Origin of the sequence: Sulfitobacter sp. F26169L (assembly GCF_026410285.1) — a bacterium.
Taxonomy (GTDB): domain Bacteria; phylum Pseudomonadota; class Alphaproteobacteria; order Rhodobacterales; family Rhodobacteraceae; genus Sulfitobacter.
The window spans coordinates 50,763-66,678 of record NZ_JAPMLP010000011.1; the positions used below are offsets into that span (position 1 = coordinate 50,763).

General features: G+C 58.8%; 10 protein-coding genes. 2 read left to right on the top strand and 8 right to left on the bottom strand.

Going from position 1 to position 15,916, the window contains the following annotated elements; translation table 11 throughout:
- Window positions 1-50 precede the first annotated feature (50 nt).
- From OS189_RS16955 to OS189_RS16985, 7 genes are all read right to left on the bottom strand, one after another.
- Window positions 51-2,057, bottom strand: coding sequence for a hypothetical protein (locus OS189_RS16955; protein WP_267168528.1), 2,007 nt, complete (start codon window positions 2,055-2,057; stop codon window positions 51-53).
- Window positions 2,058-2,138: 81 nt separating this feature from the next.
- Window positions 2,139-4,262 carry a sulfotransferase family protein gene (locus OS189_RS16960; RefSeq protein ID WP_267168529.1) on the bottom strand — a complete coding sequence of 708 codons (2,124 nt, stop codon included), beginning with the start codon at window positions 4,260-4,262 and terminating at the stop codon, window positions 2,139-2,141.
- Window positions 4,263-4,284: 22 nt separating this feature from the next.
- On the bottom strand, window positions 4,285-5,298 hold the full coding sequence (locus OS189_RS16965; RefSeq protein WP_267168530.1) for an NAD-dependent epimerase/dehydratase family protein: 1,014 nt from the start codon (window positions 5,296-5,298) through the stop codon (window positions 4,285-4,287).
- A 125-nt stretch (window positions 5,299-5,423) separates the two neighbouring features.
- On the bottom strand, window positions 5,424-5,732 hold the full coding sequence (locus OS189_RS16970; RefSeq protein ID WP_267168531.1) for a hypothetical protein: 309 nt from the start codon (window positions 5,730-5,732) through the stop codon (window positions 5,424-5,426).
- A gap of 40 nt (window positions 5,733-5,772) precedes the next feature.
- Window positions 5,773-7,836, bottom strand: a complete 2,064-nt coding sequence (locus tag OS189_RS16975; RefSeq protein WP_267168532.1) for a glycosyltransferase family 2 protein — start codon at window positions 7,834-7,836, stop codon at window positions 5,773-5,775.
- A gap of 3 nt (window positions 7,837-7,839) precedes the next feature.
- Window positions 7,840-9,141 (bottom strand): nucleotide sugar dehydrogenase, encoded by a 1,302-nt coding sequence (locus tag OS189_RS16980; RefSeq protein ID WP_267168533.1) that lies wholly within the window; start codon window positions 9,139-9,141, stop codon window positions 7,840-7,842.
- 130 nt (window positions 9,142-9,271) lie between these two features.
- On the bottom strand, window positions 9,272-11,632 hold the full coding sequence (locus OS189_RS16985) for a glycosyltransferase (protein WP_267168534.1): 2,361 nt from the start codon (window positions 11,630-11,632) through the stop codon (window positions 9,272-9,274).
- A gap of 296 nt (window positions 11,633-11,928) precedes the next feature.
- Here OS189_RS16985 and OS189_RS16990 point away from each other — a divergent pair, with 296 nt between their 5' ends.
- On the top strand, window positions 11,929-14,037 hold the full coding sequence (locus OS189_RS16990) for a class I SAM-dependent methyltransferase (protein ID WP_267168535.1): 2,109 nt from the start codon (window positions 11,929-11,931) through the stop codon (window positions 14,035-14,037).
- Between the two features lie 117 nt (window positions 14,038-14,154).
- A complete protein-coding gene (locus OS189_RS16995; RefSeq protein WP_267168536.1) occupies window positions 14,155-15,234 on the top strand; it encodes a DUF2793 domain-containing protein in 1,080 nt (359 codons plus the stop codon).
- Between the two features lie 37 nt (window positions 15,235-15,271).
- On the opposite strand, the gene OS189_RS17000 is transcribed toward OS189_RS16995, so the two are convergent.
- Window positions 15,272-15,748, bottom strand: a complete 477-nt coding sequence (locus tag OS189_RS17000) for a hypothetical protein (protein WP_267168537.1) — start codon at window positions 15,746-15,748, stop codon at window positions 15,272-15,274.
- Window positions 15,749-15,916: the final 168 nt, after the last annotated feature.

Below are 15,916 nucleotides of genomic sequence, written 5' to 3' on the forward strand. Positions count from 1 at the left end.
TGCGGATTAACCCGCGTTTCCGGTTTCGGTTCCGTCTTCCGGAGAAAGGCTCACGAAGACAGTGCGGTAAAGTTCGGTCGGCGTTTGGTTTCTGGACTGTAGGAATTATGCACCACGCGATAGCGCGAGTCCCGCTCTACCTCAAAGTGAATGGTGTGCCCGTCATCCTGTTGGGTGATTGTCACCTTTTGCGGCTTTTCAACCGGAATAGAGACAATACTGACCAGCAGTCGCTCTCCTTCGGGGATTTTTGCGAAAGAGCGGTAAACCCCTTTTCGGGTGTACACCATCCCGGGCAGGCCGCTGGTGTGCAGGGCACCGTCAAAATACATCTGCTGGAAGAAATCCATGGTATAGACATCTTCGGCGGTATTGTTCTGGCCTGCGACCTGCGCAAAACCTTTCAGCGGATAACCCTTGAGTTCCAGCGCACCGAGTAGGGCAAACATATTTTTGACGATAACAACGGGGATATTGTCACGCTGCACATCTGTGATCTCGTCCATATATGTGGCTCTGAACTGGGGTAGATGATGGGCATGGTCACGGATATGCGCACATATCAGATCATAGTTTAGCTGAATGAATTTACGATGTTCGGCAATGCGTTTGATGCCTTTGGATTCGGATATTTCCGAGGTGATGCCCTGTTCGGGGAATGATTTTCCCGGCTCGAAGGGGATGGTATTAAGCAAGGCCGCATCGGAGCGGCGGATCAACTCGTAGTGGATGGAGTTGTTGTGCATGTCCTCGGGGGTTTCCAGCATATAGGCCAGAAACAGCAGATCGGATTCAAAAACGCAGAAGAAGTATTTGCGCAACCGCCCGATGACCGAGGAAACCTTGTTGGTGGTGTTGAACTTCAGGTTGAACATGCGAAAGGCATTTTCAGGGCCGTAAGCCGCCGAAAGCTCTTCTATGTGGCGATCGTAGATCGCATCAATATCGGCGTAAGCCTCTGGGGTGAGAGTGCCTTTTTCCTGTGGCAGCATCTGCTTTTTCTTGGCGCCTGTATAGGTCATCAGGTTGCCAAGATACCCGTTTGCCATTGCCACTTCGGGGTCAAAATCTGTTTTGTAATCCTGCCTGCGAAACATCGCGACCTGATAGCGGTATGGGTGTACAGTGTTTTGCACCGCTTGGTAATCAAACCCGTTGGTTGAATAGGATTTCTTTGGTAGGGCCTGAGTGATGCCGTATTCTTTGGCAACATAGTTTGCGACCACCTTGTCGGTGGTGTGGGGGTAGCCGCCGGTCAGCAGCAGCAGCAGACGATCTTTCTGGGTTTCCTTGAACAGCGCAAGCGACATGCGTGAATCGCGCCCCGCCGTCAGGTGGTGGGTGAAATTTTCGGTGCCGGTCCAGATGCAATACTGGTCAATGGTATGCTGGACCCGTGCGTGCAGCATATCGAGACGGTCGGCGCGCGACAGTGCCTCGATTGCGGGATCGGTGAGTTTGTGATGGATTTCGCTATGCAGGGCGCCGTCATAGGTGATGGTATCGACGGAATCGTGAAAGGCGATTTCATTCCGCTGGGTGCCTGCAAAGATGAAAAACGCCAGGGGCATCTGCGCCAGATGCGAGGCCAGAAACCGCTCGTTCAGGGTCAGCTTGTGACCGGCGAGGGCCAGAATGTCCTCCAGTGCGGGCTGGTTGTTGGAATAAAAGAACTGCCCGTTTTCTGTGTAGGAACACATCATTTGCAGATAGGTGGCCGAACCGTCGATTTTGAGCACACCGTCGCGCACGGTGATGCGGGAGTAGGCGCCGTCCAGCGCGATGCTGGGCAGGTCGAAGTGATCGAGCTTGGCGCTGACATCGGGCTGATAGGGATCGGGGTAGCGCAGCATGAAGCCTTCTTCGAACCACAGGTTTTCGCCGTGAATGTGCAGGCGGTTTTCCAGATCGGCCAGCATTTTGGGATGATCGGGGGGAAAGAAGTAAAAGCGGAAATTGCCGCAGTCGCGCACAATGCGCACACGGTCGGGGATGTTTACGTCGAATACCTGCGCATCAGGGCTGTCGATCCGGGTGATGATATAGGGCGTATACATTAAATTTCCGTTGTGGTTTCTGATCGGGATGTCGGCATGGGCGCGGCTGTGTGACTAGCGGCTCTGCGCGCGGTATGCACTTTATTTTTGCTGTAGCGGGGGGCGGCGCAGAGGGACGGGCAGATCAAACTTTTTGGCAAAGGATGCATCCAGCCGTTGGATGACGTTTTGGGCGCGATTATGGTTGGCGATTATGTCAAAATGGGCATCAGGGAGTTCGACCTGTGGAAGAGGGCGCACTGCAGGCGGAGGACCATCCGAGCGCAGGTTGTCCTGCACGATGGCATTGCCACCGATGAAGTGCTGGTCACGGGTAATGAGCGGCATTTCAGGGTTGGACCATGGCAGGTCCAGAAGGGCACACAAACGCGAAAAGACAGCATCAGGTGTGGTTGTAAACGCGTCCTGACTCATCACTACTGTGCGTCCGGTAATGGCAAAGTGATCCAGAAAAATTTCGTACGCAGCAGACCAGACATCAAGATAATGGTCGAGGTTTTCAACAGGCGCAAAGCCGCTGCTGCCGATTTTGCGATAGTTTGACCACCACGCTTGTATGGGGCTTTTGTAGAGCACAATTGCGTCCATTCGCAGCATCGGATCAAGCTGGCGGATTTTGGACAGGTTCTTGTCCGATGATACCAGAATAGGGGTGTCCAGTGCCTGTGCAATGCGCCCGTACCAGTTGGTTTGTTTTTTGATAAGGGATCGGCGTAGCGAAGGTGTCAGCACCTGACAATCAGGACCGCATTGTGTGCAATACAGCGTATACTCTTGCGGGACAGTGAACCTGTCAATTAACGGCTGTCCGGTGGTTTTGCGATGTGCCAGCCAGATAGATTCACCGATATGGGCTACACCCGGAATGCTGCCCAATACAGCGCCCAGAAACGTGCTGCCGCAATAGGAAACGCCTGCAATAGCGATGTGTCTGTGGGGGAGGGGCGGGTCGCGCAGGGCCGCATGACGTTCGTTTGTCAGGCGCCGCCTGTCATCGCGCAGACGGGCCATGGAGGGTATGTTTTGTTGCAGGGTCCGCGCGGCGGCGGGGTCACGCTCCAGCAGGGTGCGCCAGTGCTGCATGGCGGTGTCGGGCTGTTGCAGGTTCAGCGCGGCAAGGACGGCCATGCGTTTGACGGCGGTAAAGCGGTCGGGGACGGTTGCGCAGATATCGGCCACCTGCTGGCTGTGGTCCGCGTCCAGCAGAGCCTTCAGCCCTTTGTAGAGAAGCGATCCGAAGGAGGTGCAGCCCTCGCTGTCACGGATCGAGGGGGTCAGCCCGGCGGTGAGGACCAGCGCCTGTTCCAGCGCGTCTGTTTGGGCGGTGTCGATATGGCTGTTGATGCGGGCCTGAAGCTCTGCGCGCACGATGCGGCGGCACGGGCCGGGGCCGGGGGAGAGGCGCAGATATGTCAGGGCTGCGGCAAACCCTCTATCGCCCCGGTCCTCGCGTTTTTGCAGGCGGGCGATCAGATCCAGCGCGGTGGTTGCCGCGACGGCGTTCGAGGCGCGCGCGCCCTGTGCGGCAAAGAATTCCTGCGCCCCGTCAAAGTCGGGGCGTGCGGCAAGTTGTTTGATATGGGCAAGCCAAGCAGGCTCGTGATGCTCGTCCAGCACCAGATGCGTCAGGGCGCGGGCCAGTTCTGCTGAGTGATCCGTTTGCGTAAGTTCCGCCAGCGCGTCGCAGCGCGCAAGGGCCGCCTGTGTATATGTGGCCGCCTCTTTTTGCACGGTATCAATGGCGCGGGTGATGTTTTTTGCGCCAATAGCCGCCGGATCGATCGAAATTACCGCAAAGGAATCGTGATAGGTTTTGGTGTGCAGCGAGATCGGGCAGCGGGGTTCGGGCAGCAGTGCGTTGTAATCCTCTACCAGCAGGGTGAGGGGGGCGGTGGCCTTTTGCAACACCATTTCAAGCGCTTCGAGACGATACCAGCCCGAGATCACCACAACATCGGGATGCCCCATATGCGGCGTGTCCCATAGGGTATGCAGGGCCTGTGAGGCCTGCGCGGATGTGGCGGCAGGGGGGTGGGGCAGATACACAACCGCGGCGTCACGGTGCATCAGCCGCAGCGGATCACTGCGGCTGTCCGGCCCTGTGACGGGCGCGAAAAACACCATGCCTGCGGTCTGTCCGCTGTGCAGATATCGGGTGGGGTCCTGCCCGAGGTACAGCACCACGGGGCCGCCTGACGTTGTCATCGCGGCCCCGTGGGGTGTGGGACTATTTGTTGTAGTATTCACGGAACCATGCAACGAATTTCGCGATCCCATCGTGGAAATCTGTTTTCGGCTTGTAGCCTGTCAGCTTGTGCAGCAGATCGGCATTGGCCCATGTGGCCGGTACATCGCCGGTTTGCATGCCCATATAGTTGCGCTTGGCTTTCTGGCCCAGATTGTCTTCGATCGCGTCGATGAAATCCAGCAGTTTGACCTTTTCGGAGTTGCCGATGTTGACCACACGGAACGGGGCAACCGGGCTGAGGTTGTCGCCTTCCTCGATGTCGTCGGGGGTGGCGGGGCGTACGGGGGGCGTATCGATCAGCAGGCGGATGCCGTGCACCAGATCGTCGACATAGGTAAAGTCGCGGTACATGTCGCCGTTGTTGTAGATATCGATAGGACGGTCATCGAGCATGGCATCGACAAATTTATAAAGCGCCAGATCGGGGCGCCCCCATGTGCCGTAAACGGTGAAAAAGCGGAACATCGTTGTGGGCAGATCATAGAGGTGGGCATAGGAGTGGCCCATGCTTTCGCCCGCCTTTTTGGTGGCGGCATAGATGGTCAGCTGGGTGTCGGCCTTTTCCATCTCGTCAAAGGGCATTTCGGTATTGGCGCCGTAAACCGAGGAGGTGGAGGCCATCATCAGGTGTTCGACCTTGTTGCGGCGCGCGGCCTCCATCACGTTGAAGGTGCCGATGACGTTTGAATCCAGATAGGCGCGGGGGTTTTCAAGGCTGTAGCGCACACCGGCCTGTGCGGCGAGGTGGACAATCACGTCAGGGGCAAAATCATCAATGGTTTTGTCCAGCAGTTCCTGATCTTCCAGCATGCCTTCGGTGGTGGCGAAAGAGGCGTTTTGCAGCAGCATCGCCTGACGGCGTTTTTTGAGATTAACATCGTAATAGTCTGTCATTCCGTCATAGCCGTGGACCTGAAAGCCCTCGTCCAGAAGGTGACGGGCCAGATGGAACCCGATAAATCCGGCGGTGCCGGTAATGAAGACTTTACGCATAATACTTCCTTTTTTGGCGGCCTGATGTCGGGCTGCATGTGTCGTGTCGATATCTTTTATAATCAGTAATGACTTTACGGGGCCGAAGCGCCCCGTGTCGAGAGGGCGCGGGGGCGGTGTGCGGATTACGGGGCAGGTTCCGGTGCCTCTGCCTGCAGCCGGTGATAGAGCAGGACAGGGTTTTCACCGCTGGCGCGGGCCTGCTCGTAAATATCGGCGTGAGTGTGGGGCGAAAAATCAGGCGCGGCGGCACGGGCCAGAAACGCCCCGTATTTGAGGAAGTGCATCGCGGGGCTTAGCGCGCTTTTGGTGACATCCGCGTAGGTGGTGCTGTACCAGTGCGGATCAAAATGCGCAGATTGCAAAAGCTGTTCCAATGCGTGCAGTGCATCCGCGCCAGTGCTGTCGGCAGATTTTGGATCAGGTGTGGGCATCTGGTGTCTCTTTCATCTGGCGGAACGTATGTGCGGCCACCTATCCGCGGTAACGCTGGTAAAAGCTGCTGACCTTGAGGTCGGCGCCGAACAGCGGCAGCAGGGCGCGCAGCTTGTCGCGCAGGGCAGCGTCCTGTGCGTTGATGGTTTCTTCGATGGCGCGGTAGCCCCAGTAGGGCTGGCGGCCCAGTTCATTCAGGATCAGGTGTTCCTTGTCGCCGAATTCACCGAACAGGGTGGGCGTGCCGACGGTTTCCTCGATATCGCGCATCCAGCCTGTGTGGCGGTCCATACACAGCATCGCAATGTTGCGGCGGCGGCATTCATTGGAAAAATAGATATCCACCATGCCACCATGCGCCCAGTCGGACGGGGTCAGTTGATCAAAACAATCGGAGTGGAAAGCCACCGTGCCGGTGCCCAGATTGCTGACCAGTTGCGGCGCGCGCAGCGCGTGGTGCTGGAAGTGATAGATAAAGCGGCGGCGGAAGTATTTTTTCGGCTTTTCTTCGCACAATACGCCGTGAAACCCTGAAATAACCGAATTATCATAAGCTTGCAGGCGGTTTACATGGGTGCGCACATAGTCGTGCGGATAAAAGATATCATCGTCGCAGGTGATGAAATAGAATTTGCCCAGCCGTTTCTTGGCATCGTTGAAGGGGACAAATTTTGCGTTGTCGCGCGGATCGCCGGGCAAATCCTTGCTGAGCACCACATGCACCTTGGGGATGTTTTGCAAGAATTCGGGCACCGTGTCGAACTTGTCGAGGAACACATGCAGCTCGTCCACCTGCGGCAACAGCTGTGCGATGACCTTTGAAAACCCGTCAATACGTGCAGGGATACAGCAGACAGTGGCGACGATGGGGGCAGGGGGGGCCTCTATGGCGGCGATTGTATCGGGGTAGGTGCGCAAGGGGCGCAACGGATAGGGCGGGAAGTTGGCGCGATACCATGCGCGCCGTTTGGCCTTGTCCTCGAACCGCTTCTGGAAAATCTTGACGTAGTTGCGCCGCAACTGCGAACTGGCCTGATCCACCGAGCCGTCTTCGCGGAAGGTCAGCATATCGGCAATCAGGGAGTTTTCGCGCAGTTCTGCCATGTAGAGCGAGACATCGATTTCCTTGATCCGCAGACGGCCGTAGAGATGGCGCAGACGCTGGAACCATTCATCGTCACCGGCTTTGCGCACCGGATCGAAATAGCCGGTTTCCTCGAATGCCTTGCGCCGGACCGCCAGCGTGATCAGCCCGTATTTGGCATAGAGATCGGCCACCGGCACAATCCGCCCCGTGTCGGGGTTGAAGCGCAGGTATTTGCTGCGGGTGGCGATAAGGTTTTCATCCGAGAGCAGCGGCAGAACCTGTGTCATCACCCGTGCGGGGTGGGAATAATCATCCGAGTCCTGAAACATGATGATCTCGCCGCTGGCCTGCGAGATGCAGATGTTTTTAGCCAGATAGGTGCCGCCATTGGTGTTCACGCGGAAGATTTTCACGGCCTTGGGGGCCAGATCGCGCAGCTCGCACAGAACCTGCCAGCTGTCATCGGTGCTGTTGTCGTCGCAAATCACAACTTCCAGATCGGGATAGTCCTGATTGAGCAGCGAGCGCACGGCGCCACCGATGGTATCGGCGGCGTTATAGCAGGTCATCACCACAGAAACGCGCGGCAGAATGGTGCCCGCCACCGGTGCGACGGGGCCGCCGTAGCGTGCCAGTGTCATTGCGGCGAAATCGGTGCCAAGCGGGTGGTCCTTGCCCTTCCGCTCGGACGGGCTGCGCGGCACAAAGGGGCGTTTGGGGGCTGCGACGGCAGGTGTCGCAGTGCCGGTCTGCCCCGATGTGGTGTCAAGATGGTGCAGCAGCGGGTTTTGCCCAGCGGCCATCACCGTCTGGTGTTTCTTGAGGTATTCGGCGCTGTTGAAATCCGGCCCCGGATCCCGCAGCAAAAGCGCGCCGAACATGGCAAAATGCTCCGCCGGTGGCAGGGTGCTTTGGGCGACATCGGGATAGGTGGCCAGATACCATTTTGCATCAAAAAGGGGGCTGGCCCTTATCCGTTCTGCATCCTTGCGGATCTGATCGGTTGTCGGCAGCACGGCTTAAAGCCTCAGATCCGTGTCTTCCTGGGCGAATACCGATTTCATATCAAACAAAACCGCATCCTTTTTCATCTGCGCGCGCAGCGGCGCAACGCCGCCGGCCACAAATTCCTTATGGGCCACACCAAGGATCACGGCGTCATAACCGCCCTGCGGGGCGGGCATTTCATTGCTGATGCTGCGGTTGTATTCGTGCTCGACTTCCTTGATGTCGGCCCAGCTGTCGCAGATGTCGACAGTCATGCCGTAGCCTTCGAGGTTCTCGACCAGATCGATCATTTTGGTGTTGCGGATGTCGGGGCAGTTTTCCTTGAAGGTAAAGCCCAGCATCAGAACTTTTGCATTCTTGATCTGCTGGCCCTTGGCGATCATCTTTTTGACCAGACGGGTGGTGGCGTTGCGCGCCATGCCATCGTTGATCTCGCGGCTGTGGCGGATGATGTCGGGGATATGGCCCACAGCCATGGATTTATGCACCAGATAGTAGGGATCAACACCGATGCAGTGTCCGCCCACCAGACCGGGGCTGAGCTTCATGAAGTTCCATTTGGTGGCGGCGGCGTCCAGCACCGAAGAGGTATCGATGTCGAGGTGTGAAAAGATGATCGAAAGTTCGTTGATCAGGGCGATGTTGACATCGCGCTGGGTGTTTTCGATCACTTTGGACGCCTCGGCGACCTTGATGCTGGCGGCCTTGAAGGTGCCTGCGGTGATGATGGTGCCATAAAGCGCATCCACCAGATCGGCCACTTCGGGAGTAGAGCCTGAGGTGACCTTGACGATCTTGGGCAGCGGGCGTTCCTTGTCGCCGGGATTGATCCGCTCGGGGCTGTAGCCTGCGTAGAAATCCTCGTTGAAGGTCAGGCCGGAGACACGCTCGACGGCGGGCAGGCAGTCTTCCTCGGTGGCGCCGGGATAGACGGTGGATTCATAGATCACGATATCGCCGCGTTTGAGCACCTTGCCGACCGTTTCGGAGGCGGCAATCAGCGGGCGCAGGTTGGGCTGGCGGTGGCTGTCGATCGGGGTGGGGACGGCGATGATATAGACATTGCATTTGGCCAGCGCATCCAGATCGCTGGAGAATTCCAGATGAGTTGCCGATTTGAGGTTCTCGCTGTCGACCTCGCCGGTGACATCAATGCCTGTGCGCAGTTCGCCCACGCGGGGTTCGTTGATGTCAAAGCCAAGCGTGGGCCGCTTTTTCCCGAACTCTACCGCCAGAGGAAGGCCGACATAGCCAAGGCCGATGATCCCGATGTGAAGATCGTCAAGTGCGGGAAGAGAAGCAGGAGATGTCATGTGAGAGCCTTCATGAAATGAGGTGTCGAATAAATGTATCTGTAAGCGATTGTTTGCCCAGTTAGTATGGCCAGACAGCGGTTTTTACAACCCAAACTTTGTGCGGCTCAAGGCGTTGATTATGTGATGTTTACCACCCGTAGGCTGCGCGTGTCACCTGTAGTTGGCGTGTTGGTGAAAAGCGGTCGCGGATCAGCGGGGGGGCAGTGCGGTACACATTCTTGCGCCATTCGATATCCTTGAGCGCGGTGATGACCGCCTCTGACAATGCATCAAGGGAGCGCTCGGTGAGGTGGGCGGTATCGGGGCCTGCAACGGCCTCGGGGATGCCGCCGACGCGCGGTGCCACCACGGGCAGACCGGCAAGCTGTGCCTCGATCACCGAATTGGGCAGGCTTTCGGTGCGGGTGGTCATTACGAAGATGTCCATTTTGGCCAGCCATTCGGGCACGCCTTCGGTGATCAGGCCGGGCAGTTCAAAGCGGTCTGTCAGGCCCAGTGCGGCAATGCGTTTTTCCAGTGCGGCGCGGATCGGGCCATCGCCTACCAGCAAAAACCGCACATCGGGAATGGCCTGTGCCACACGGGCGGCCACCTCGACCCACAGCAGCGGGTCTTTCACGGGGGCAAAGCGGAACACGCTGCCCATCACCGGCGCGCGGCTGGCATCGGGGGCACGGAATGTCACCTCATCAAAGCCGAGGCGGGTTTCGTCGATGGCATTATACAGCACATCCACCCGTTCGGCGCGCACATCCATCGCGCGCGCCCAGTCGTCTGCGGCCTCGCGGCTGTTGGCGGCGATGGTGATATCTGAATCGCGCGCCATCAGCGACATGGCTTTTTCCACCAGATTTTCGCGCAAACTGTCCAGATCGGTGCCCGAGGACTGGTAGCCGCGTGTCATGCTGCCGAATTGCACCAGCGTGGCAGGGCAGCGGCTGAGCAGGGAGGCGGCGGCCATTTCGGCCTGCAAGCCGCCGCGCACGTGCATCACTTCGGGGCGCAGGATGTGGATGGCACGGATGGCGCGGTAGAGATGGCCCAGACCGAACAGGCCGCAATGCTTCGAGATATCATCATAAAGCGGGATTTTGCGCAAACTGTCTTCGGGGTGATCCTCCAGCAACTGGTGGATGAAGTGGCCGCGCGCCTTGCCGCCGTGTTCGTCCATCTCGTAGCTGGACTGGCTTTGTGTGTGCATCAGCAGATCAAGCGATTCAAGTTCGGGGTCGGAACACAGCGAGGCGGCGAGGGCGGCAACCTGCCGTTCGGCACCGCCGATGCCCATCGAATAGGTGCTGAGCAGAACGCGGCGCGGCACTGCTTCGTAGGTGGGTTTGCCCAGCGTGCGGATCTGCGACAGCCAGAAGCGTAGAACAGGCAGGGCGGCGTCTTCGCCTGCTTTGGTGGGAATGGCGTGGCGGTTGAGGTAGATCATCGCGCGCCGCGCCTGTCCTACCAGACCGGCCGAGAGTTTCGAGGTATCGGCCAGTTCCAGCAGTTGCCATGCCTCGCGAAAGCGGCGCAGGCCGATAAACGAGCGCAACCCGACAGTGGCCGATTGCGGATCCTTGGCCCAGTCCCTGATCGGGCCGAGCACCTCAAGCGCGTGTGCGGGGCGGGACGCGGCCCAGAGCCGACCGGCCACCACATCCCGCGGGGCGGTGCCGCGGTCTGCGGCGCGGCGGATCATACGGACATAGCGCGCCGAAACCTGTGTGCGGTCCAGCTGGTTGAGCAGCGAGAAGCGGAAGAAGAAATCATTGAGATTGGCATCGGGGTGGCGGGTAAGCTCGCGCGCCATTTTCAGACCGCCACGTATGTCTTTCTGGGTGCGTTTGATGCGCAGCAACTGGCGCTTGATCTTGGCACTGTCAGGAAAGGCCTCACCGCCTGCGGCCAGCAGCCTGTGATAGCCCGGACTGTTGGCCCGTGAGGTCAGGTTGGAACGGTTGACCACCACTTCGACCGCATCGCAATCCTGCGCCAGCAGATCGCCCCCGTACCCCGAGGCGCAGGCCATGGCCAGCCGCTCGAATGTGTCGAGTTCGGGGTGGCCGGAAAAGGATCTGCACCAGTCCAGAATGTCGAACGGGGTGTCGGGGTCAAACTCCTGCAAACCCGATTTGCGCAGGGCGGCGCCAAATTGCGCGCGGCACGTCGTGGTTTGGGGCAGGCTGCATACAAAATGCTGCAACCGCTCCTGGGATCCGTTCTGTTGCATCTGCCGGTAGGCTCTGGCGAGCAGTTTTTCCAGCGCTTCGGAGGGGGCATCTGCGTGCGCCGCCGCGCGCAACAGTTCCAGCCCGCCCGCGCTGAGCAGCAGCGTTGCCTTGTCCAGCTGGGCCAGAATACGTTCTGCTGCAGGAACATCTTCGGCGGTCAGCCCCGCCTGTGCATCGGTGCAGCACACGGCGCTGATCCGCGCAAGAGTCTGCGCCTGTGTGGCCAGTGCGGGTTTGATCGCACCGGTGTCGGACATATCCATGGCGCGCACCATCTGCCTTGCCTGCACAAACGCGCCTTCTTGCAATGCCGATTGTATTTTTTTGAGATGGCTGGAGGATGGGAGTATCTGGTCGCCGGAATCAAAATAAAATGAGATGTTTCTGTAAGGTAACGCAGTAAGCAAACTTGCGGCTTTCTATTGCTGGAGGGTCGTGCGGGCAAATAACCGGAATTAAATTCAATATGCGGCTTCAATGCAAGAAACAGGACGGGATGATAACTCTGTGTTAACCGACTATACGGCGTTGGCATCCCTACAGTGAAAGTCTGTTCTACATGGTAAATAGCATCACCGACGCCGGTTCTGAACACATCGAAAAGAGTTTCGAAGTCGCCAGCGCACAGTCGAGCAGGGCCCTGTTCTGGCAGGCGCGTTACATGGCGGATGCGGGGTTTTTGCCGCATATGCCGCTGACCTTCTGGCTGATGGATGTGTGCAGACCCTCCACGATTGTCGAAATCGGTACAACATCGGGGCAGAGCTATTTTACACTGTGTCAGGCGGCGGACCGGCTGAACCTGTCGGCCAGCTTTTACGCCTATATCGATCCGCAAGGGCCGGATGCGGCGGCAGTGCAGGAACTGAAGACCTATAACAGCAGACATTATGAGGAATTTTCGCGGATCGGGGTGAAGCCTGCGGCGGATACGCTGCGGCATTTCCCCGACGGTGGTATTGATATTCTGTCTGTGGACATGTCGCTGCCTGGCGCTGATGTGATGGCACTGTGCGACCAGTGGGATCGCAAGCTGTCCCAGCGGGGGGTCGTGCTGTTTCACAATTTTCAGGTGGCGGATGCGCCCGAACGTGAAGAGACGCTGCGCAAGCTGCTGGAGCAGCAGTCGGGCGCAAGTGACCAGGTGGTTTTCGACGAGGGCAGCGGGCTGGCCATTGTGGTGAAGGGCGCGTCTGCGGACATGCGTCTGAAACAACTGGCGGCGCTGAAATTCGGCTCGCCGGAATATAACAATGTGCATCTGGTGTTCCGCAGGCTTGGCAGGGGGCATGTGCATGAATGGTCGGCCACACAGGCCGAAGAGCAGCTCAAGGAATTGCGCCGCAAGCTGAAAGTGGCAGTCGCTGCCCAGACCGAGGCGGAGAAAACCACAGCCGCGCTGCAAGAGCAGATCGACAATCTGAAATTTCTCAGCGCCGAACGCGCCGAGCAGTTGAATGAACATCAGGTGCGTCTGGCAGAGATGCAAAAGGCCCAGACAAGCGGCCTGACACAACGCGAGACCGAGCTGGAAGATGTCCGCGCGCAGCTAGAGACGCTGACCCAGGATATGCGCCAAAAGGATACGCAAATCGAAAAACTGCAAGCCGCAGCAAAAGCACATAGTGCCGAGAAAGCGGCCCTTGAAGCGGCTGTGGCGCAGGCGAAGACGCAGATTGACAGCAGTACTTCGCAAAACAGGGAAACGCGGGCGCAGCTTGAGGCGCTGGAGGCCGAAAAGGCCGATCTTGCCAGCGCATTGACACAGGCGCAGGCACAGATTGAAACGCTGGGCAGTCAGGTCGAGACACAGGCGGCGCAGATGGATGTTATGCGCAACGAAGCGCGCACGCATGATGCTGCGCAGCGCACGGCCCATCACAAAGCGCTCAGCGAGTTGAAAGCGCAAATGGATGACGCCTATCAAGCGCTGGAGGCACGCGCGAAAAGCGAAGCGGAAGCGCGGTTCGAGGAGATCGGCCTGCTGACAACGGGGTTGGAAGCGGTAGAGCTGGAAGCGGAAGAAAAGCTGGAAGCGGCGCAGGCAGCCGCCGCCGAGGCAGAGCGGACATGTGAGACGTTAACGGCGCAGCATGACGCACTGGCAGAGCGCAGCGGCCGTGAACTGGCGGCACTGGCGGCAGAGCTGTCCAGGGCGCGCGAAACGGGCGAAACACATGAAGCATCGGCGCGCGCCTGCCGCCAGAAGCTTGAGGTGGCGCAAAAGAACAGTGCCGATCAGGGCGCGCTACTGGCACGAAAGCAGGCGGAGATCGAGGCTGTTCAGGCGGCAGCGCAACAGGAACGGCACAGGCTGGAGCAGGAAAGAACCGCGTCCGAGACGCTGCTTGCGATCAAGCTGACCCTGCGCGAACAGCAGGTATCGCGTCTGGGGGCAACGCAGGGGTTGCGCGCGCGCGGCGGTGCTGGCCTGAAGGCGCAGATTGCAGCGCTGAATGCAGCACCGTTGTTTGATGCGAAATGGTATCTGGAAACCTATCCCGATGTGCGCGAGGCGGGGCTGGACCCTGCGCGCCATTTCATCACCAGCGGTGTCTATGAGGGGCGCGATCCGGGACCTGATATGCAAACGCTGGCCTATTACGCACAGTACCCCGAGGCGCTAGCGCAGGGAATCAACCCCGTGCTGCATGCGGCGCAGGGCTGAGCGGGCGTTTCTTTGAAACAGGTTTAATTTGTCTTACCGGTGCGGTGGCTCTGGTCGGGTTCTGGCAAGGTGCGTTAACCATAGTGGCGCCGGTATGGATTATTACCGGAGTTCGCCATGTCAGACCTGTCCGCCCGCCTTGCGCTGCCGTATTTGCAGCCGTCCCAGGCCCAGAAACACGTAACCCATAACGAAGCATTGCAGCTGCTGGATATTCTGGTGCAGCTGACGGTAAAGGCGTTTGATGTCGTTACGCCGCCCGCTGCGCCGCAGGCGGGGGATGTCTATGCCATCGGCGATGCCCCCACCGGAGGGTGGAGCGGGCAGGCCGGAAAGCTGGCGGCCTTTACGTCAAACGCGTGGATCTTCATCACCCCGCAGGAGGGCTGGCAGGCGCAGGGCAGCACCGAGCCGCAACCGCGGGTCTGGCGTGCAGGCAGTTGGGAGGCCGGGCTGTCGAACCTGCCAAGCCTGGGCATTTCGGCGGATGCGGATGCGTTCAACCGCCTTGCGGTTTCGGCACCTGCCACATTGCTGAGCCATGCCGGCAGCAACCACCGCGTGAAAGTCAACAAGGCCACCCCTGCCGATACCGCAAGCCTGCTGTTTCAGGACGGGTTTTCGGGGCGCGCCGAGATGGGGCTGGCGGGGAGTAACGATTTTTCTGTCAAAGTGAGTGCGGATGGCACCACATGGCGCACGCCGGTGTTGCTGGAGGCGGGATCGGGGGATGTGCATCTGGCGGATGGTGCTGTGGTGATCGAGGAGGGAGCTGCGACAAATGCCTTGCGGATGCGCAGCAACGGGGATTTTCGGGTGGGCCGCTGGGCTGGCGGGGTAAACAACGGTAACATCCTGCTGTACCCCAATGACCGCTGGCCCAGCATTTCATACATGAGCGGCTCTGGCCGTGTGGGGCGGATTTATTACGATATTCAGCTCAATGACATGACCGTCGATACCGGGACGGGGGATTTGCGGTTTCGCGCCAACGGGCCGGAGACAATGCGGCTGACGGCAGACGGGAAGCTGGGCCTCGGGCTGACATCGCCAGCGCGCCAGTTGCACCTGAAGGATGCGATGCGCCTGCAACCGGGTGCGGCCCCGGCCAACCCGGCTGCGGGTGATTTGTATTTTGACAGCGCCACATCAAAGCTGTGCTGCCATGATGGCAGTGTCTGGCACGACCTGTTCTGAAACGGCGGGGCGGGGGCGGTGTTCAGGCGGGCGGGGTTCAGCCTTTGGCAGTGGCCCAGACTAGCGGCCGCTTTTCGGCCTGACCGTGCTGGATATAATGCAGCAGTGCAGGCCAGCCCGCGCGTGCGACATCGGGATTGGCCAGATAATATTCCATGGAGGAAAACTGCGGCCCGGGATCGCGGCCCTCGAAGGCTCCTGCGCGCAGATAGTGTTCTGCGGCCGATATTCCCAGACCGGCCAGATCGGGATCTCTTGCCAGATACCATTTTGCCTCGAACAGGTCGCTCTTTTGCAGGATGTCGAGCTGTTCTTCCATTTTTGGTGTGCCTTGGACGGGGCCGTTGAACCAGACCGTCTGTCCGATCCGCGCCAGCACCAGTTCGGTGGCGTGGCGGTGTTCCGTCTCTTGACGATAGGTTGCGTCTGTACGCTCGGCGCGTTCAGTGCGTAGGCGCAAAATTTCCGCGCGCAGCATCTGCTGGATTTCAAGAGGATCGGGGCCTGTGCTCATGCGTGTGTACCTGTCATTTCTGATGTGAAGGCTCTTTATCACCGTAAAAGATATATTGCACCTGTCATATTGGGCCTGATACCGCGTGTTTGGCGCAGAGCCCTTGCCCTTCATCCCGGATTGAACAAGAACAAAAGCAGCATCTGTATCGTTGAAACATATGTGTAT

What these genes read in the sequence shown, in the direction of transcription:
- OS189_RS16955 (WP_267168528.1), bottom strand. Translation starts at nt 2,057, where the DNA reads ATGTATACGCCCTATATCATCACCCGGATCGACAGCCCTGATGCGCAG.
- OS189_RS16960 (WP_267168529.1), bottom strand. Translation starts at nt 4,262, where the DNA reads ATGACAACGTCAGGCGGCCCCGTGGTGCTGTACCTCGGGCAGGACCCC.
- OS189_RS16965 (WP_267168530.1), bottom strand. Translation starts at nt 5,298, where the DNA reads ATGCGTAAAGTCTTCATTACCGGCACCGCCGGATTTATCGGGTTCCAT.
- OS189_RS16970 (WP_267168531.1), bottom strand. Translation starts at nt 5,732, where the DNA reads ATGCCCACACCTGATCCAAAATCTGCCGACAGCACTGGCGCGGATGCA.
- OS189_RS16980 (WP_267168533.1), bottom strand. Translation starts at nt 9,141, where the DNA reads ATGACATCTCCTGCTTCTCTTCCCGCACTTGACGATCTTCACATCGGG.
- OS189_RS16985 (WP_267168534.1), bottom strand. Translation starts at nt 11,632, where the DNA reads ATGGATATGTCCGACACCGGTGCGATCAAACCCGCACTGGCCACACAG.
- OS189_RS16990 (WP_267168535.1), top strand. Translation starts at nt 11,929, where the DNA reads ATGGTAAATAGCATCACCGACGCCGGTTCTGAACACATCGAAAAGAGT.
- OS189_RS16995 (WP_267168536.1), top strand. Translation starts at nt 14,155, where the DNA reads ATGTCAGACCTGTCCGCCCGCCTTGCGCTGCCGTATTTGCAGCCGTCC.
- OS189_RS17000 (WP_267168537.1), bottom strand. Translation starts at nt 15,748, where the DNA reads ATGAGCACAGGCCCCGATCCTCTTGAAATCCAGCAGATGCTGCGCGCG.